This window comes from Paenisporosarcina sp. NPDC076907, from assembly GCF_050269735.1.
Lineage (GTDB): Bacteria > Bacillota > Bacilli > Bacillales_A > Planococcaceae > Paenisporosarcina.
Genome location: NZ_JBNNIX010000001.1, coordinates 1,474,926 through 1,493,522 on the forward strand (window position 1 = coordinate 1,474,926; position 18,597 = coordinate 1,493,522).

21 protein-coding genes are annotated in these 18,597 nt (G+C 39.4%); 19 read left to right on the forward strand and 2 right to left on the reverse strand.

All coding sequences use genetic code 11. From position 1 onward, the window contains the following. The first annotated feature begins 18 nt into the window (after positions 1-18). The 6 genes from ACQKEV_RS07195 (at position 19) to ACQKEV_RS07220 (ending at position 5,344) form a co-directional block, all read left to right on the forward strand. Positions 19-567, forward strand: coding sequence for an NUDIX hydrolase (locus tag ACQKEV_RS07195; protein WP_427447945.1), 549 nt, complete (start codon positions 19-21; stop codon positions 565-567). Positions 568-618: 51 nt separating this feature from the next. Continuing rightward, positions 619-1,137: a hypothetical protein gene (locus ACQKEV_RS07200; RefSeq protein ID WP_427457782.1), complete on the forward strand. Its 519-nt coding sequence runs from the start codon at positions 619-621 to the stop codon at positions 1,135-1,137. Positions 1,138-1,237: 100 nt separating this feature from the next. Further along, complete coding sequence (locus ACQKEV_RS07205; RefSeq protein ID WP_269924846.1) at positions 1,238-1,702, forward strand: Fur family transcriptional regulator; 465 nt, start codon at positions 1,238-1,240, stop codon at positions 1,700-1,702. 150 nt (positions 1,703-1,852) lie between these two features. Further along, complete coding sequence (gene xerD / locus ACQKEV_RS07210) at positions 1,853-2,755, forward strand: site-specific tyrosine recombinase XerD (protein WP_427447942.1); 903 nt, start codon at positions 1,853-1,855, stop codon at positions 2,753-2,755. An 82-nt stretch (positions 2,756-2,837) separates the two neighbouring features. After that, a complete protein-coding gene (deoB, locus tag ACQKEV_RS07215; protein WP_427447941.1) occupies positions 2,838-4,022 on the forward strand; it encodes a phosphopentomutase in 1,185 nt (394 codons plus the stop codon). A 17-nt stretch (positions 4,023-4,039) separates the two neighbouring features. Beyond that, the gene (locus tag ACQKEV_RS07220; protein ID WP_427447939.1) at positions 4,040-5,344 is read left to right on the forward strand and encodes a pyrimidine-nucleoside phosphorylase; all 1,305 of its coding nucleotides are present in this window, start codon (positions 4,040-4,042) and stop codon (positions 5,342-5,344) included. Between the two features lie 223 nt (positions 5,345-5,567). On the opposite strand, the gene ACQKEV_RS07225 is transcribed toward ACQKEV_RS07220, so the two are convergent. Beyond that, positions 5,568-5,753 (reverse strand): hypothetical protein, encoded by a 186-nt coding sequence (locus tag ACQKEV_RS07225; protein ID WP_427447937.1) that lies wholly within the window; start codon positions 5,751-5,753, stop codon positions 5,568-5,570. Between the two features lie 541 nt (positions 5,754-6,294). Here ACQKEV_RS07225 and ACQKEV_RS07230 point away from each other — a divergent pair. The 6 genes from ACQKEV_RS07230 (at position 6,295) to ACQKEV_RS07255 (ending at position 11,275) form a co-directional block, all read left to right on the forward strand. Continuing rightward, positions 6,295-6,651 carry an STAS domain-containing protein gene (locus ACQKEV_RS07230; protein WP_016427460.1) on the forward strand — a complete coding sequence of 119 codons (357 nt, stop codon included), beginning with the start codon at positions 6,295-6,297 and terminating at the stop codon, positions 6,649-6,651. Beyond that, a complete protein-coding gene (spoIIAB, locus tag ACQKEV_RS07235) occupies positions 6,641-7,093 on the forward strand; it encodes an anti-sigma F factor (RefSeq protein ID WP_427447936.1) in 453 nt (150 codons plus the stop codon). The genes ACQKEV_RS07230 and spoIIAB overlap by 11 nt, the downstream gene beginning before the upstream one ends. Further along, positions 7,090-7,872 carry a SigF/SigG family RNA polymerase sporulation sigma factor gene (locus ACQKEV_RS07240; RefSeq protein ID WP_427447935.1) on the forward strand — a complete coding sequence of 261 codons (783 nt, stop codon included), beginning with the start codon at positions 7,090-7,092 and terminating at the stop codon, positions 7,870-7,872. The genes spoIIAB and ACQKEV_RS07240 overlap by 4 nt, the downstream gene beginning before the upstream one ends. Beyond that, positions 7,869-9,323 carry a spore germination protein gene (locus tag ACQKEV_RS07245; RefSeq protein ID WP_427447975.1) on the forward strand — a complete coding sequence of 485 codons (1,455 nt, stop codon included), beginning with the start codon at positions 7,869-7,871 and terminating at the stop codon, positions 9,321-9,323. The genes ACQKEV_RS07240 and ACQKEV_RS07245 overlap by 4 nt, the downstream gene beginning before the upstream one ends. 71 nt (positions 9,324-9,394) lie before the next feature. Next, positions 9,395-10,723, forward strand: coding sequence for a diaminopimelate decarboxylase (lysA, locus tag ACQKEV_RS07250; protein ID WP_427447933.1), 1,329 nt, complete (start codon positions 9,395-9,397; stop codon positions 10,721-10,723). Positions 10,724-10,909: 186 nt separating this feature from the next. Next, on the forward strand, positions 10,910-11,275 hold the full coding sequence (locus ACQKEV_RS07255) for a GNAT family N-acetyltransferase (RefSeq protein WP_427447932.1): 366 nt from the start codon (positions 10,910-10,912) through the stop codon (positions 11,273-11,275). On the opposite strand, the gene ACQKEV_RS07260 is transcribed toward ACQKEV_RS07255, so the two are convergent. Beyond that, positions 11,272-11,769 carry a DUF309 domain-containing protein gene (locus tag ACQKEV_RS07260; RefSeq protein ID WP_427447930.1) on the reverse strand — a complete coding sequence of 166 codons (498 nt, stop codon included), beginning with the start codon at positions 11,767-11,769 and terminating at the stop codon, positions 11,272-11,274. The two genes, ACQKEV_RS07255 and ACQKEV_RS07260, sit on opposite strands and share 4 nt — an antisense overlap. Before the next feature lie 57 nt (positions 11,770-11,826). On the opposite strand from ACQKEV_RS07260, the gene ACQKEV_RS07265 reads away from it, so the two are divergent. The 7 genes from ACQKEV_RS07265 (at position 11,827) to ccsB (ending at position 18,567) form a co-directional block, all read left to right on the forward strand. Beyond that, entirely contained in the window at positions 11,827-12,606 is a 780-nt protein-coding gene (locus tag ACQKEV_RS07265) for a segregation/condensation protein A (protein ID WP_427447928.1), read from the forward strand. Further along, positions 12,587-13,174 carry an SMC-Scp complex subunit ScpB gene (scpB, locus tag ACQKEV_RS07270; RefSeq protein ID WP_427447927.1) on the forward strand — a complete coding sequence of 196 codons (588 nt, stop codon included), beginning with the start codon at positions 12,587-12,589 and terminating at the stop codon, positions 13,172-13,174. Before ACQKEV_RS07265 ends, scpB begins: the two co-directional genes overlap by 20 nt. Positions 13,175-13,194: 20 nt before the next feature. After that, complete coding sequence (locus ACQKEV_RS07275; RefSeq protein ID WP_427447926.1) at positions 13,195-14,190, forward strand: D-alanyl-D-alanine carboxypeptidase family protein; 996 nt, start codon at positions 13,195-13,197, stop codon at positions 14,188-14,190. A 96-nt stretch (positions 14,191-14,286) separates the two neighbouring features. Further along, positions 14,287-15,021, forward strand: a complete 735-nt coding sequence (locus ACQKEV_RS07280) for a pseudouridine synthase (protein ID WP_016427450.1) — start codon at positions 14,287-14,289, stop codon at positions 15,019-15,021. 157 nt (positions 15,022-15,178) lie between these two features. Continuing rightward, a complete protein-coding gene (resA, locus tag ACQKEV_RS07285; protein WP_427447924.1) occupies positions 15,179-15,715 on the forward strand; it encodes a thiol-disulfide oxidoreductase ResA in 537 nt (178 codons plus the stop codon). Positions 15,716-15,727: 12 nt separating this feature from the next. Further along, positions 15,728-17,386 (forward strand): cytochrome c biogenesis protein ResB, encoded by a 1,659-nt coding sequence (gene resB, locus ACQKEV_RS07290; protein WP_427447922.1) that lies wholly within the window; start codon positions 15,728-15,730, stop codon positions 17,384-17,386. Next, complete coding sequence (ccsB, locus tag ACQKEV_RS07295) at positions 17,383-18,567, forward strand: c-type cytochrome biogenesis protein CcsB (protein ID WP_427447920.1); 1,185 nt, start codon at positions 17,383-17,385, stop codon at positions 18,565-18,567. The genes resB and ccsB overlap by 4 nt, the downstream gene beginning before the upstream one ends. The last annotated feature ends 30 nt before the right edge of the window (positions 18,568-18,597 follow it).

The following is an 18,597-nucleotide window of genomic DNA, read 5'->3' on the forward strand; positions in this document are numbered from 1 at the left end:
ACAGAAAGGGCGAAATATATGAAAAAATATGAAGAGAAATCTATAGCATCAACACCGATTTATGAGGGGAAAGTTATTTCCCTTCGAGTGGATGAAGTGACATTGCCCAATGGCAAAACTTCGAAGCGGGAACTGGTTAAACACCCCGGAGCAGTTGCCATCGTGCCGATAACAGACGAAGGCAAAATTGTCTTTGTCGAGCAATATCGAAAAGCGCTGGAACGATCGCTGATTGAAACTCCTGCCGGGAAACTAGAGCCGGGAGAAGAGCCTGAAGTTACGGCAAGAAGAGAACTGGAAGAAGAAACAGGTTACGGCTGTGAAAAATTAACGCATATTCAATCTTTCGCCACTTCCCCTGGATTTGCTGATGAAATTATTCATGTGTTCGTGGCAGAAGGACTATCAAAAATAGAAAATGCAGCGTCACTGGATGAAGATGAGTTCGTTGAAATCATTGAGGCAACCGTGGAAGAAGCGGAAGAGATGATGAAGTCTGGACAAATCTTTGATGCCAAAACAGCATACAGCGTTCTATGGGCAAAGGAATATTTACAGAAAAGATGAATGATTGATAGTGGGACACGCATAAGCTACTCTATGAAAGGTAGGTGGCGGATGTTGACTCGCTCTTTCCCAATATTTTATTTACTAGGATTGTTAGTCATCGGTTATTTAGGTGGATTATGGCTGTATTCAAAAATGCCTTTTGATCAAGTTGAAAGAGTCATTCATTGGATCGACCCTAGGTTGTTAAGTGAAAATATACCGAGTGGTTTTGATTCAATTCTCCCGCAACTCGTAACGATTTTGTTATTTCTTTTGTTCGCTACTCACTTGATCCTAAAATATGCCATTCTATTAATAGGGACAATGAGAGCAGTTTTCTGGGGAATTTGCTCCGGGTTCTTGATTGCGCAGGAAACTGAATTTTGGGCATATGCATTGTGGTGGTTTCCATTTCAGTTGATTTATTGCTCTTTATTGTTGCTAATCGGCTTCTTACTTGTGCCTCCACCATCCTATAATCAATCCAAACAAGCTCGTAGTTTTAAAGGAATAGGCGTACTTAGTCTTATCTATATTGTGTTAATCGGACTTGAATTGTTTGTCCTTCCATATATTCATGGTTTATAATCCATACTAGATTATAATTGTTATCGTTTGGTTAACTTTCTCTATCTTGTAATGAGAAAGACCAATTTGGTATAATGAAGGAAGTTTGGGGGGGCGTCACATGGAGAGCCGTATTGACCGGATAAAAAAGCAGCTTCATGGTGCGAGCTATAAACTGACGCCACAGCGTGAAGCGACAGTTAGAGTGCTTCTTGAAAATGAAGAAGATCATTTGAGTGCGGAGGATGTATATCTTCTCGTTAAAAATAAAGCTCCTGATATTGGACTTGCAACTGTATATCGAACACTTGAACTTCTTACAGAATTAAAAGTCGTCGATAAAATTAACTTTGGAGACGGCGTTTCAAGGTACGATTTGCGTCAGGAAGGTGCAGCACACTTCCATCACCATCTCGTATGTATTGAATGTGGAGCCGTAGATGAAATCCAGGAAGACCTGTTGGAAGATGTGGAAGCCATTGTTGAAAAACGATGGAATTTCCAAATCAAAGATCATCGATTGACGTTTCATGGTATTTGTTGGCGTTGCCACGATAACCATGATGAAAAAGAAGAATCTGAGTAACAGAAAAGCGGCTAACGCCAAGACTCAGACATGTTATACTGTAAAACAAAAGGATGGCAGAATTGCTATCCTTTTTTACGTTTACTTTAATAAAAAAAATTGACCAATTCATATATGTACATAAAAGTGAGTTTACAGGGAGGGTTTAATATGAAAGAAATGCAAGATGCCGTCGCAGATTATCTTCATTTTCTACGAGTAGAACGACAATTATCTACCAATACTTTAACTTCGTACGAACGTGATTTACTTGTCTATATAAAGGACCTTGCAAAAGTTCAACAATTGTCCACACTGAATGATGTCGAGCGAATTCATATTCTTTCTCACTTGCAATCCTTAAAAGCAGGAGGTAAATCATCTCGTACTTTAGCTCGCCACATTTCATCGATCAGATCGTTTCATCAATTTTTACTTCGTGAAAAAATAGCTAATTCGGATCCTTCAGTGCATCTGGAAATGCCACAAATGGATCGTACGTTACCGAAGATATTGTCAATTGAAGAAGTAGAGGAATTGATTGCTGCTCCAAGTTTGGATAAACCACAGGGCTTGAGGGATCGGGCATTATTAGAGATTCTTTACGGAACAGGAATGCGAATCAGTGAATGTATTACTTTAAACATGGAAGATTTACATTTAACGATGGGCTTTGTTAGATGCTTCGGAAAAGGAGGAAAAGAAAGAATTATTCCTTTAGGCCGGACTGCACTTGCAGCATGTGAACAATATTTGAAAGAAGGGCGTCCAAAATTGATCAAACCGTCACATCGGACGGATATTATTTTTGTCAATCAACGTGGGAAAGGATTGACTAGACAGGGCGTATGGAAATTAATGAAAGAGTATGCGATGAAAGCAGGCATACAAAACGACCTTACCCCACATACAATGCGCCATTCCTTCGCCACTCATTTAATAGAAAACGGTGCAGATTTACGTGCGGTGCAGGAAATGCTTGGACATGCGGATATTTCAACAACTCAAATTTACACACATGTGAGCAAAACCCGTTTAAAAGATGTGTACAAACAGTTTCATCCAAGAGCATAATCAACTAAATTCGTCAGAAGTCTGACGTGTATTTTTTCCAAACATTTGTTAAGATATGAATAGAAGTTGAAGGAGGATATGTATGACAACTAAATCATTTAAACGAATTCACTTAGTCGTTATGGACTCAGTAGGTATCGGTGAGGCTCCAGATGCCCATGCTTTTGGAGACACTGGTTCTGATACACTTGGACATATTGCAGAAAAAATGAATGGTCTGAACATGCCAAACCTTGAAAAAATGGGACTTTCTAATATTCGTCCATTCCAAGGTATTCAGCCTGTAACGATTCCTTCATCTTATTATGGGAAAATGCAGGAAGCTTCAGTAGGTAAAGATACAATGACAGGTCACTGGGAAATCATGGGCCTAAACATTGATCAACCGTTTAAAGTGTACCCAGATGGATTCCCAGAAGAATTAATCAAAGCATTAGAAGAAAAGACAGGACGTAAAGTCATTGGCAATAAACCAGCAAGTGGTACGGAAATCTTGGACGAGTTAGGACAAGAGCATATGGAAACAGGCGCAATTATCGTTTATACGTCTGCAGATCCAGTATTGCAGATTGCTGCCCACGAAGAAATTATCCCTTTAGAAGAACTATATAAAATCTGCGAAATTGCACGCGAATTAACACTTGCACCCGAGTTTTTAGTAGGACGCGTGATTGCACGTCCATTCATCGGACAACCGGGTGAATTCAAGCGTACAACAAATCGTCATGACTATGCGTTGAAACCATTTGAACGTACAGTGATGAATGAATTAAAAGATGCAAATTATGATGTAATTGCCATTGGTAAAATCTCAGATATTTTCAACAATGAAGGTGTAACTGAGTCATTGCGTACAAAAGACAATATGGACGGCATGGATAAGTTAGCTGAAGTTGTGAAAAGAGATTTCCATGGCATCAGTTTCTTGAATCTTGTAGACTTTGACGCATTGTATGGTCACCGTCGTGATCCAATCGGTTACGGAGAAGCATTGGAAGCTTTCGATGCACGTATGCCAGAAGTGTTGGACGCTTTAACAGATGAAGATTTACTAATTATTACAGCAGACCATGGAAATGACCCTACCTTCCCAGGTACGGATCATACACGAGAATTTGTGCCAGTGCTGGCTTATTCACCTCGCTTTACGGAAGGAAAAGAACTTCCACTAAGCGAAACATTTGCTGATATAGGGGCGACAATTGCGGAAAACTTTAATGTTTCTATGCCTAAATTTGGCCGCAGTTTCTTGACCCACTTAAACTGAAGGATAGGTGAACATTCATGAGAATGGTTGATTTAATTGAAAAAAAACGTGATGGCGCGGAATTAACAACGGAAGAAATTCGTTTTTTCATTGAGCAATATACAAACGGAAGTATTCCCGACTATCAAATGAGCGCATTATTGATGGCTATTTACTTCAAAGATATGAGTGATCGTGAACGTGCAGATTTAACTCTTGCGATGGTTGAGTCAGGCGATCAAATTGACTTGTCAGGTATCGAGGGAATTAAAGTAGATAAGCATTCAACTGGTGGTGTGGGTGACACGACAACACTTGTGCTAGGACCTTTAGTGGCAGCATGTGGTGTACCAGTAGCTAAAATGAGTGGTCGTGGACTTGGTCATACAGGCGGTACGATTGATAAATTGGAAGCAATTGAAGGCTTCCACGTTGAATTGACAACTGAACAATTTACGAAACAAGTTAATGAAATGAAACTTGCCGTAATTGGTCAAAGTGGTAATTTGACTCCTGCAGACAAAAAATTATATGCGCTTCGTGATGTTACGGGAACTGTAAACAGCATCCCATTGATCGCAAGTTCAATTATGAGTAAAAAAATTGCAGCAGGTGCAGATGCCATCGTTCTTGATGTGAAAACGGGTGAAGGCGCGTTTATGAAAACTGTTGAAGATGCTCGTGCCTTAGCAACAGCAATGGTACAAATCGGTAACAATGTAGGTCGTCAAACAATGGCCATCATTTCTGATATGAGTCAACCATTAGGCTTTGCCATTGGTAACTCCTTAGAAGTGAAAGAAGCGATTGATACACTTCGCGGCAAAGGTCCTGAAGATTTAACAGAACTATGCATGGTGCTAGGTAGTCAAATGGTTGTTGTCGGCGGTAAAGCAAAAGATTTGGAAGAAGCACGTGGTATGCTTCTTGAAGTGATCGAAAATGGATCAGCGATTGAAATTCTGAAAAACTTCATTGAAGGTCAAGGTGGAAATCCGGCAGTTGTTGACTCACCAGAATTGTTGCCACAAGCTAAATTTACGTTTGAAGTACCATCAAAAGAAAGTGGCTATATCTCTTTCATTGAAGCTGACGAAATTGGTACAGCTGCTATGATTCTTGGCGCAGGTCGTGCCACAAAAGAGTCGGAAATTGATTTGGCAGTCGGTATCGTTCTTCACAAAAAAGTTGGCGACGCTGTTAAAGAGGGCGAGTCCCTTGCAACAATCCACGCTAACTCTCAAAATGTAGATAAAGTAATGGAAATAATGTACAAATACATTGAATTCTCAAAAGAACCGACCAAAGCACCAAAATTAATAGAAGAAATCATCACTCAATAATGTAAATCAAAAAAGCGGTCTCTTCGGAGATCGCTTTTTTTCTTGGCAAAGTTTAACTTTTTAATTGTTGCTTATTAGAAGTGCGAGTTGCTAACAGCATGGTAGATAAACAAGGAGATATATATGGAGATTTTGTTGATTCGGCATAGAAGATCACAAAAACTGCACCCTGACAGATAGACGGTGTCTAACTGTCAGGATGCAGTTTTTTCTTAACGCCATTTTATTTCCCCAGTAATGCCATTACACCTTTAAATATCAGGAATAGAGAGAATATGACTATAGCTAAAACACCGATTACGTTTGTTACGGGCTCTAAACCTGATAAGAAAGTGCCTGATAAGGGAACCTTTAATAATGCAAAACCAGCTAAAATACTAGCTAACATTAAGAGAATAAATCGATCCATTTGGTAACGCCTCCTCTCAAAACATTATATGAACCAATGAAAGGAAAGTTGAACCAATGTTAAATTTTATGAAAAACGTTTGAATCTCAACTCATAAAATGAATCGTTTTCTTGTGCATTTCGTTATTCCATTTCGCGTTGTAAGGTGCAAAAATGTTGAACCAATGATCCCTTGTTGAAGAAAGTAGGAAGAATTCTATCTTCGGATAAATTTCTATTTAAATAGGAGATCGATTCTTTAGTAAAAGAAATTTATTAAAAAGCAGAGAACTAATACGGTTGTAAGAGAAAGAACGCACAAAAGCCGTAGGGATGAGTCAAACAAAAAAGGAATGGGTTGTGACGCTGTCACAATCCATTCCTTTTTATTCTTATACTTTTTTTCAACAGTGATGTTTAAATGAATGAAAGATTTTCCATACTGTTAATGAATAGAATGGTGCAATTTCTGTCGAGAAATAAGAGGTTTAGCCTTTATTTGTCAACGACAAGGAATTGAAGTAGCTTACCTCGAATAGTCACGGAAAGGAGGAGTTACTAGATGAAACATCAACTATTATTTGTCGAAGACGGTATAGCAATTATTCGCTTAAAAGGCGAGCTTGACCATCATGCCACACAAACAATCCGTGACGAAATTTCACAATCTCTTTATAGAGGAACTCTTCGTGCCATCATTTGGAACTTGCAAGACTTACATTTTATGGATAGTGCAGGAATTGGACTTATCTTAGGAAGAATGAGAGATTTTGTTCCTACCAATGGACAAACCGTAATTTTACATCCTTCTGAAACGATGAAAAAAATCTTTCAATATTCTGGTCTCGGTTCCTATGTTTGGCCAACAACAGAAGAAGAAACAATCGCACAGTTAGGGGGTATTTTAAATGGACAATGAAATGACGCTATCGTTTATTGCCATTAGTGAAAACGAAGGTTTGGCACGTATGGTGATGACGAGTTTTATTGCATCTCTTGACCCAACCATTGATGAATTAGCTGAGTTTAAAACAATTGTTTCTGAAGCAGTCACAAACGCCATCATTCATGGATATGAAGAGGATGGGGAGGGCATCGTAACCATACGTGCCAAAAGGAATGGACAATCAATCACGATGACAATCAGTGATGAAGGCAGAGGGATTCCAAACGTTGAGCAAGCAATGGAACCTCTTTATACATCCAAACCGGAGAGAGAACGCTCCGGAATGGGCTTTACCATTATGGAAAGTTTCTCAGATCATTTGTCGGTATGGTCAGAGCCTCAGAAAGGAACTGCGATTACCTTTACGAAGGAATTCTTACCCATACAATCCAACTTCGTTTTAGGTGAACGATGACGACGCCTATCGGACAACAACCCGTGTTGTTGACTCAAGAAAAAATGCGAGAATTAATCTTGTTGTCCCAACAAGGAGACAAAGTTGCCAGACAAACCATGGTAGAAGGAAATACCCGTCTCGTCTGGTCTATTGTCCAACGATTCGCTTCACGGGGAGCGGATTTAGAAGATTTATTTCAAATCGGTTGTATTGGTTTAATGAAATCAGTCGACAAATTTGATTTATCGTATGAAGTGAAATTTTCAACATATGCGGTACCGATGATTATTGGGGAAATCCAACGGTTCCTCAGAGATGATGGCATGGTTAAAGTCAGTCGTTCCATACGTGAACTGAGTTTTAAAATCCGTCATGCCACAGATGAATTTATTCGCCTTAACGAACGCCAGCCATCCTTGTCGGAGCTTGCCACAACGCTCGATGTGACGATGGATGAAATAGTACTTGCTTCTGATGCATTGAGAGATCCAGCTTCCCTTCATGAACAATTGTTTGAGAGTGAAGGAGATGCATTGACTCTGATGGATCAATTGAGAGATGAACGTTCAGAGCGCTCATTCGATCATATTCCATTGCGTGATATTTTATCGAAACTCGGAAAACGGGAACAAATGATTATTTATTTACGCTATTACCTAGACTGTACTCAAAGTGATATTGCCGAGAGACTCGGAATTTCACAAGTGCAAGTGTCCAGGCTAGAAAAGAAAATACTCAAGCAACTGAAAAGTTGGATGTTACCTAAACAGGCAACATTAAAGGATGGATCTCAATAAATAAGTCACTTTTTGCCAATATTACTGATGCTGAATCTTTTGTTTATTCGAAGTTTGGTAAAGGAGAGAGCTTCGATGTAGGTGTTAAAAAAGCACATGTTTGGTCAATTCCTTCGCTATTCGTTTATATGAACGGTTTGATTGACTCGACAACACTTACTCAAATTTTGACGTTAACACAGAGTACCTCATCACAAGTGAAACGTAATTTGGAAATTCATGAAATTGAAGCAATGAACAGTTATTTTCCATATCATTCTGTCACGATTTACGATTCGAAAGATGCTTGGCTGTCCGCGGTGTTAAGTGGACAGCTGGGTATCGTGACATCAGGTGGATATGTTTTCACAGTGGATGTCCGCTCATATCCTGGCAGACAACCTGATGAACCAGACAATGAAAAAGTCATCCGGGGATCACGAGATGGATTTACTGAAAACATTTTGCAGAATACGGCATTAATCCGCAGAAGAATACGGGATGTATCTCTACGCTTTGAATTAACGAAACTTTCTACGAGGGGTCAAACGGATACGGTTATTGCCTATGTAAAAGGTGTAGCGAATGAAGAACACATCGATTATATTCGCAAGCGTATGAAAAAAATCCATCATGATGGATTGACAATGACCGACAAATCGCTTGAAGAATGGTTATTTAAACAAAAGTTTCATCCAGTACCATTCGTTCGATATACAGAACGTGCAGATACATGTGCAGCTCATTTACTGGAAGGTCACATCGCAATTATCGTAGATACGTCTCCTTCTGTAATTTTAGTTCCCACAACAATCTTTCATCATTTGCAGCATGCAGAAGAATATCGACAAGCCCCTATAATTGGAACGGTCGTCCGCATGCTCCGCTTCTCAGGATTTTTCCTAAGTTTAACACTTTTGCCTTTCTGGTATTTACTGGTGGTAGAACCAGATCGTGTTCCAGAGTTTCTTTCGTACATTGGTCCGAAAGAAAATGGAGAGGTACCACTTTTCCTTCAAATCGTGATAGCTGATATCGGTCTCGAATTTTTAAGACTTGCAGCTATTCATACCCCCACACCTCTATCCACGGCAATGGGTTTAGTGGCTGCCATTATTATTGGCCAGATTGCAATCGATGTGGGACTATTCATTCCTGAAGTGGTTTTATATACCGCTGTATCGGCGATTTTAACATTTGCATTACCGTCATATGAATTAAGTGTTGCTGCCAAAATGTTTAGGAATGTATTGCTAATAGCAACCGTCGCATTTGGGTCCAATGGCTTTTTCGTTGGCATCCTGTTCGTATTCTTTTACCTTGTATCAATTAAACCGATGGGCGTGCCTTATTTATGGCCACTTGTCCCATTTTTCCCTAAAGCATTGGCTCGAATACTTATCCGTTTCCCTTCATCCAATGGAGCACTCAGACCATTTATTGTTCATTCGCCGAAACGTAAACGTTCCTAATCCATTCATTGCATCGGAGTCTTTCCCTATGGTAAAGTTCTTATATTGAAAAACCACTGGGAGAGATGAAGATGCATTTATTTGGAACACAGTCCGTGGACGAACAGGGTCATTTAACTATTGGAGGAACATCCGCACTGACATTGGCAAAAAACTATGGAACGCCATTGTTTGTATACGACACTGCCTTAATAAAAGAGCGTGCCCGAGCTTTTATTCAAACATTTGAACGTGAGCACGTTAAAGCTCAAGTTGCATATGCCAGTAAAGCATTCTCAAGTATTGCGATGTATCAGCTTGCTGCTGAAGAAGGACTGTCTTTGGATGTTGTTTCTGGCGGCGAATTATACACAGCCATTCACGCAGGATTTCCAGTGGAACATATTCATTTTCATGGAAATAACAAAAGCAATGATGAATTACTCTTTGCATTAAACGCTGGTATTGGCTGTATTGTCGTTGATAACTTTTATGAAATAGAACAGTTAAAGAGATTGACAGAAAACCATAATAAGCAAGTTAACATTTTGCTCCGTGTGACCCCCGGTATCGAAGCTCATACGCATGACTACATTACAACTGGTCAAGCGGATTCGAAATTTGGTTTTGATTTAAATAATGGTCAGGCAGATAAAGCGTTCCATGCAGTTAAAGATGAAGAATCTATTCATTTACTAGGAATGCATTGCCATATTGGTTCGCAGATTTTTGATACGGTGGCTTTTTCTTTAGCAGCAAAAAAACTTATCGGGAAAATGCTTTCCTGGAAAACAGATTTTGACTTTATTTGCCCGGTGTTAAATTTGGGGGGCGGTTTTGGCATCCGCTATACAGAAGAGGATAAACCCCTTCAACCTGCAATTTATGTAGAAGATATGATCAGGTCAATTCGTTCTGAAATTGGTGAAGCAGATTATCCAATGCCTGAAATTTGGATTGAACCAGGCCGTTCACTAGTAGGTGACGCAGGGACGACTCTATATTCGATTGGATCTCAAAAAGAAGTGCCTGGAGTTCGAAATTACCTTGCTGTCGATGGAGGGATGTCGGATAATATCCGTCCTGCTCTTTATCAAGCAAAATACGATGCCGCTGTTGCGAATAGAATGACAGCTGATGCCACTACTACTTATACGGTGGCCGGTAAATGCTGTGAGTCAGGCGATAAATTAATCGAAGACATTTCTTTGCCTTCGGTCGAAGCGGGAGATATACTCGCAGTATTTTGCACAGGGGCTTATGGATACTCAATGGCAAGCAATTATAACAGACTGCCGAGACCGGCTGTGGTGTTCGTGGAAGAGGGCAGTCATCGCGTGGTCATTAAGAGAGAGACCTATGAAGATCTTGTCAGGTTGGATTGTTCTTTACAGGGCGAAACGGTTGGTGCACATTCATGAAAAGAACTAATAACAAACTCTATCTGTTTATTCTTTTAGTGGGAATTATCTGGGGAGTCCTATATTGGATATTTATTGCACCGAACCAATAAACTGTTAAATAATGGATTGCAAGTTGAAGTTTTATCGCAAATGATGTAGGATAGTCATTGGTGCTGAAGCGGAATCAAAAATGAGGGATTTATTATGTTAGTGCGATTTAAAAAAAATTGTGAAAAGATAGCGATGGGTCTCCTATCCTTTATGCCACAAGAAAAAGATTTAAAGAAATTACAAGAAACCATTCATACTTATGAAAACAATCCAAACTGGCATTTGTTTATGTGGAAAAAGGATGAAGATTTTGTAGGCTTGATTGGAATAGAAACGACAGATACGGAATGTTTGGTTCAGCATATTACAGTTACTCCTTCATTTAGAGGTGAAGGAATCGGAAAAGAAATGGTGTCTAAAGTGCAAAATTTCCTTCCATGTAACGAGATAAAGGCTGCTGAATCGACAAAACCATTCTTAGATAAGTGCTCTATCCAGCAAGAAGGAACAGACGTTTAATGTCTGTTCCTTCTTTTTTCTTCACGTGCATTAAGTATTTCTGTGCGATCTCGGAGCATATGCTTGTGTATAAGTTGATCACCCGCAAGTGCGTTTAATGCAGGCTGATTATGAATAGCAGATAATAAATCAGGAGAATCGACCTGTATGTTAAAAGGCTGAAAACCTTTTTTCTCTTCTAAACTTTCAATTGATCTCTGTAAATTGTTCATGAGCTCAGAATAGTTAATGCCTTCATTAAAAACATTGGAACCATTTAAATGGAAGCGTTCGGATGATTTGACTAGCGATCTTTTCGCGCCATTAAAGTTACTTCTTCTCCAGTGATACATTCCTGTAGAGAGCAAAATCCAAGCAGTAAGTGGATGTGTTTTATCTTTCGGTGCAATTTCTTTCCAATACTCTTCCAATGCTTCGTGGCATTCAAAATAATCCTTGTGCTCATTAAAATATATGACGAACTGCACATAAAGTGGGTGAAACAACGGATGCATTCTTCTCACACTTCCTCTATACTAAAATTTGAATCTATTTGATCGGGTGATCTTAACATGTCTTATGAAGTAAAATTGGACGCTTTTGAAGGTCCTCTCGATTTATTATTGCACTTAATCCATCGTTTGGAAATTGATATATATGATATTCCAATGGCTGATTTAACTTTACAGTACATGGAACATATTCGTGCCATGCAGGTGCTTGAATTAAATGAAGCAAGTGAATATTTAGTAATGGCCGCTTCTTTACTTGCAATCAAGAGCAAAATGCTGCTTCCGATCCACGAAGGCGAATTGGACGATGATGAACTCGTTATTGATATGAATGATCCAAGGGAAGAATTGGTGAATCGTCTAATTGAATATCGCAAGTTTAAAGAAGCCGCGGAGAATCTGCAGCAATTAGAAGAGCAACGAGCACAAGTATTCACTAGAGCTCCAAGTGACTTGACCGACTATCAGCCAACTCAACAATTAACAGCATTTGAAGATCCCTTGAATGTCTATGACATGTTGGGAGCATTTCAAAAAATGCTGAGAAGGAAACGATTGAAAGCACCACTGGCAACTAAAATTGCCAAACAGGAACTATCCATTAAAAATCAAATGAAAAGTGTTTTCACAACATTAAAATCCAGAGGTGGAAGTTGTTCGTTTTCAGAGCTTTTCCCGTCTGAAGACAAACCTACGCTGGTGGTCACATTTTTATCCCTACTTGAATTGATGAAAAGACAAATGGTAGTTGTCGAGCAACGTCAGAATTTTGATGATCTGACAGTTAATCTAATAAACGATCGATGGGAGGAAGAATCTTTTGAGCCTATTGATGAGTAAAATTGAAAGTTTACTTTTTGTCACAGGAGACGAAGGGTTAACGAGCAAGCAAATTGAAAATTTAACAGGTGCAACAACCATAGAGGTAAAAGAAGCATTAGAAAAATTACAGGATGAATACATAAAATCCAAAACCCGTGGAATTGAATTGAAAGAATTAGCAGGTACATATCAGCTGATTTCCAAAAGACAAAACGCTGAAACGATTCAACGTCTTGTTGAAAATCCTACAAATCAACCTCTTTCACAAGCATCCTTGGAAGTGTTGGCGATTGTTGCCTATAAACAGCCGATAACAAGGATCGAAATTGAAGACTTACGAGGTGTGAAAAGTGAAAGACCCTTACACACTTTAAGCCTCAAAGGTCTAATTCAGGAGGTCGGACGCGCGGAAGGTACTGGACGCGCTATCCTTTATGGCACTACGAAAGAGTTTTTAAATGTATTTGGTTTAAATGATATGAATGAGTTGCCTCCGTTGCCGGAAACGCAAGGTGAGGAAGATGATGACCAAACAGATTTATTCATGACAAAGTTTCAGGAAGCCTTTGGCGAACAACAAGAATAAAAAACGAAAGGTGCTGCTGATTGCGAATTAAAGGGTTCATTGTGCTGGTGATTTTACTTGTAGGTGTAATTCTGTTGTATCCTCGATTTTCTGAAGCTCAGGGATCGTCTTATGCAGTGATTGATGCTAAAACGGGACGATTACTAATGGGAAGCGGCGAAGACCAACAATTGCCAATCGCTAGTTTGACGAAAATGTGGACAGCGGTTGTCGTAGCAGATGAAGTGGACATAAAAGAAAAAGCAGAGATTTCTCCTAATGCAACTTCACAGGAAGGCTCATCTATCTATTTGAAAAATGGAGAAGAAACAACGGTGGAAGTGTTGCTTTATGGATTGATGTTGAGATCTGGAAACGATGCAGCAGTAGCACTTGCGGAACATGCAGGCGGATCTGTTGAAGGTTTCGTCAAATTGATGAATGAAAAAGCCAAACTTATGGGATTAAAAGACACACATTTTGAAAACCCATCAGGATTACATCATGAGCAACACTTGTCAACTGCTTATGACACGGCCCTAATGTTAAAAATTGCAATGGAGAACAAAGCATTGCAGCCCATATTGACTGCCTCTCATTTCAAGAGTGACGGAAAGTACTGGGAAAACAAGCATAAACTCGTTCGCTTGGAAAACACAGCGATCTCTGGTAAGACAGGTTTCACTAAAACGGCAGGAAGAACGCTTGCTACGTATTTTAAAGATGGCGATGAGGAAATTATCGTTGTCACATTGAACCAATCAAACGATTGGCAAATGCATAAGCAACTTGCACAGAATGTCTTTACACAATATGATAGAGTTCAAGTCATTGAAAAAGGCTCATATGATTTACCTGGTGGATTAGTAATGAAAACAGATCAGCCAGCTTACATCCTTAAAAAGAATGATGAACAAGTTTCACATCTCGTCGTTTTGAATCGAGCTAAAACGTCTCAAAAAGTGGCAAGATGGGAAGTACAAATAAACGGGCAAACCATACTTACAAAAAAAGTACATATTGAGCGGAATGAATGATGAAGACTGCTTATTAAATAAGCGGTCTTCTTTTGTTTTGAGTGAAAGTGTGACATAATTTTTAAAGAGTATAGGAATCGACGATGAGGTGAAGGTATGGAAAGATTACAAAAAATGTTAGCACATGCTGGGGTTGCATCAAGAAGGAAATCTGAGCAACTGATTTTAGAAGGAAAAGTAAAAGTGAATGGACAAGTTGTTAAAGAACTTGGAACAAAAGTATCTGCATCAGATACGGTTGAAGTAGATGGAGTGAAATTGGAAAAAGAACAGAAGGTTTATTACTTATTATATAAACCAAGAGGCATCATATCAGCCGTAACGGATGACAAGGGCCGTAAAACAGTTGCTGATTTATTTCCGCACATTCCAGAAAGATTGTTTCCGGTGGGGCGTTTAGATTATGAGACATCCGGTCTATTGATTATGACGAATGATGGCGACTTGTCTTATACACTGACTCACCCTAAATTCAAAATTGATAAGACATATGTTGCACGAGTAAAAGGCATTCCAGTGAAAGAACAACTTCGTCCACTAGAGCGAGGAATTGTTCTCGAAGATGGAAAAACTGCTCCAGCCCGAGTCAAATTATTATCAGCTGATCCAAAGCAAAGTAAAGCAATTATTGAAATCACGATCCATGAAGGGAAGAACCGTCAAGTTCGTCGCATGTTCGATGCGATTGGTTTCCCAGTTCAAAAATTAAAACGTGAACGATTTGCGTTTCTTACTCTGCATGGTCTTAATGCAGGTGAGTCACGTGAGTTAACATCCCATGAAGTGAAATTACTGCGAGTTATGGCTGAAACAGGAAAAATTGGTTCATAATTAGTAGGTAATGGAAATTTTGTGAACTATTCAGATGACAAAGTACGTTTTCAGAACACTGGTAAACGTTCACAAACCCTTCAAATCTGCGGTCTAATCAACCGCTTTTCTTTGTTATAATGAAAAATGATTATTTCGTCATGTAGGAGGTCTAAAAATGGCTCAGACGAAACAAAAAAGGTTTTTGATTCGAACATTGATTTTAACTGTGCTCGCAGTTGCAATCATTTACACCATTTACAACAATGCCACGAAAGATAAGGTTGAGGTACTAGGCGTTGGAGATGAAGCCCCAGATTTCACTTTAGTAGATTTAAATGGGGAAGAGCATCGTTTGTCAGATTATAAAGGGCAAGGTGTCTTTTTGAATTTCTGGGGTACATGGTGTAAGCCTTGTGCGAAAGAAATGCCAGCTATGGATCGCCAATACGAAGTATTTAAAGATCAAGGTGTCCAAATCTTAGCTGTAAATATTGCCCAGTCCAATTTCGAAGTGGAACGGTTTGCTGACCAATATGGTCTGGATTTCCCAATCGTTATTGATAAAACGAAAAGTGTAATGGAAGCCTATAACATTGACCCGCTTCCAACGACATTGTTAATCAATCCTGAAGGTGAAATCGAGAAGATTGTACGCGGAGAGATGACAGAACAGGACATCGCTCTTTTTATGGAGCAGATAAGTCCCAAATAAGGAGTCAATCATATGAACAACATCATTTGTGCTTGTGGGCATGAAAATCCAGAAGGAACAGTGCTATGTGGGAACTGTGGTCGGCCCCTCACGAAAGAAGCAAAAGATTTAAAATTAGCGGACATGCGTTACGAAGGTTCGGCACGACGTTCGCAAACCTACAACAAATCGATTATCGATAAAATATGGAACTTCTTCTCAAGTGTGAAGATTGGCGTAACCATCATTGTCATGATTTTAGTGGCAGCTGCAATTGGAACAATCTTACCGCAAGTTCTCTATGTACCTGCGACAACAGAAGCGGATATTGCTGCTTATTACGAAAGAGTATATGGGACTTTCGGAAAAATCTATTACGAATTGGGTTTGTCTGATTTATATGGCTCCTGGTGGTTCCAAACGTTAATTGGAATGCTTGGAATTTCTTTAATTGTAGCAAGCTTGGACCGTTTTATTCCCTTATACAATTCTTTAAAGAAACAACGCACGAAAAGACATGAAAGCTTTATGAAACGTCAACGTCTTTTTGCTCTTGGTGAAAGTAGTGTAGGAGAAGAAACCTTATCAAAAAGTGAAGCCAAATTAAAAGAGTTGCGTTATGACGTTAAGAGAGAAGACGGTGCACTGTTAGCAGAAAAAGGTCGTTTTTCTAGATGGGGTCCTTATGTCAATCATGTGGGTCTTATTATTTTCCTGTTCGGGGTTATGCTTCGTGCATTGCCAGGATTTTATGTGGACGAAACGATGTGGATCCGCGAAGGTGAAACACGCGCCATCCCAGAAGCGCATGGTTATTACCTTGAAAGTAAAGATTTTATTCTTGAAACCTATGATAAAGAGCAAGCCGATGAAGTATTCGGCGATGCCATTGAACGTGTAGGGACGATTGCATCCAATTATCAGACGAATGTGGTTTTATACAAAAAACCAGAAGCAGCGTTACCTGGTCAGACTGACAATCTTGAAGAAGTGAAAAAAGAATCCATTCAGGTTAATCAGCCTTTGAAATTCGATGGCTTTGCCGTATATCAAATGGATTTCCGATTGGATGAACTACGAACAATGCATTTTGTTCTTTCAAACAAAGCAACTGGAGAGTCATTAGGAGACCTGGCAATAGATTTGGTTAACCCTGAAACAACTTATGATTTAGGTAATGGTTCTTCTGTCAAATTGTTAGGCTATTATCCTGATTTTTCTGGTTTTGAAAACGGTGAACCACAAACTAAGTCTCCAGTCCCAAATAATCCAGCGTTTTTAGTGAGAATGACAACACCTGAAACGCCTAAAGGTGAAACTAGTTTTGTTGCGATTAAACAAACAGTGGAACCTCTTGGAGAAAATGCCTACAAACTAGAATTTCAGAATGTAGATACACGTGATGTTTCAGGACTGACGATTCGCAAAGACAAAACATTATGGATTTTGGCTTTAGGTGGACTAATTTTCATGATTGGGGTAGCGCAAGGCTCTTACTTCAATCATCGAAGAATCTGGATTCATAAAACAAAAGATGGACAATTTGCTGTAGCTGCCCATACAAATAAAAACTGGTTTGCAATTAAAAAAGAGTTGGATCAGGTGACGGAAGCAGCTCAATTGCCTCTGTACAAGGATCAACAGGATTCTGAATCTCAAGAGCTCAAAAAGGATGGTGAGAAATCGTCATGACACTCGTCTCGATAAGTGGGAATTTATTGTTTGTTGCATTTGTTTGCTATTTGATTGCAACACTATTTTTTGGTGGAGCTGTAAAAGGCTCAAAGCCGGAAACATCCGTTTCTGAAAAGCGATGGGGACGTATCGGAATTATTGTTACGATCGTTGGTTTCATAGCAAATTTGGCTTACTTCATTACAAGATGGATTGCGGCTGGACATGCACCCGTCAGTAACTTGTTTGAATTTACAACTGCATTCGGCATGATGGTTGTTGCAGCTTTTATTTTAATCTATTTCATTTACCGTACACCTTCGCTCGGGCTGTTTGCATTACCAATTGCCATTATCATTATTGGATTTGCAAGTATGTTCCCACGCGATATCAATCCATTGATACCGGCATTGAAAAGCTACTGGTTAACGGTTCATGTAATTACGGCTGCGCTCGGTGAAGCTATTTTAGCCATCAGTGCGGTTGCAGGATTAATTTACTTGTTGAAGAATGTAGATGTGACGAAAAGATCCAAGCAAAGTTTTTGGTTAGAAGCTGTCATGTTTACGCTCGTATTAACACTAGGATTTGTTGCATCAACGACAACATTTAGTGTAATGGACTATGAAGCAAAATTTAGTTATGTGGACAAAGAACAAAAAGATAAAGAAATTACGTACAATACACCGCCTATATTTGGAATGAATGAATACAAGGCGTTAACACCTGGAACAATGACACCACTGGCTGAAATGCCTCCAATAGTTAATGCAAAGAAATTAACGACGGTTACTTGGTCTTTATTGTTTGGGATAGTCCTGTATGGCCTCATCCGACTAATCATTCGCAAACCAATCTCAGCTGTTCTGAAACCATTTGCACAAAAAGCAAATTCTCAATTAATGGATGAAATCGGTTATCGTGCTGTGTCAATTGGTTTCCCTGTGTTTACATTAGGGGCATTGATATTCGCAATGATTTGGGCACAGGAAGCATGGTCCAGATTCTGGGGATGGGATCCAAAGGAAGTGTGGGCTCTTATTACATGGCTATTCTATGCAGCGTTCCTGCATCTTCGTTTATCGCGAGGATGGCATGGAGAGAAATCTGCTTGGTTAGCTGTAATCGGATTCATTATTATTATGTTTAACTTAATTGCCGTAAACTTAATTATTGCCGGTTTACATTCTTACGCATAAGTAGACAAGCCTTTTCCTTCCGGGGGAAGG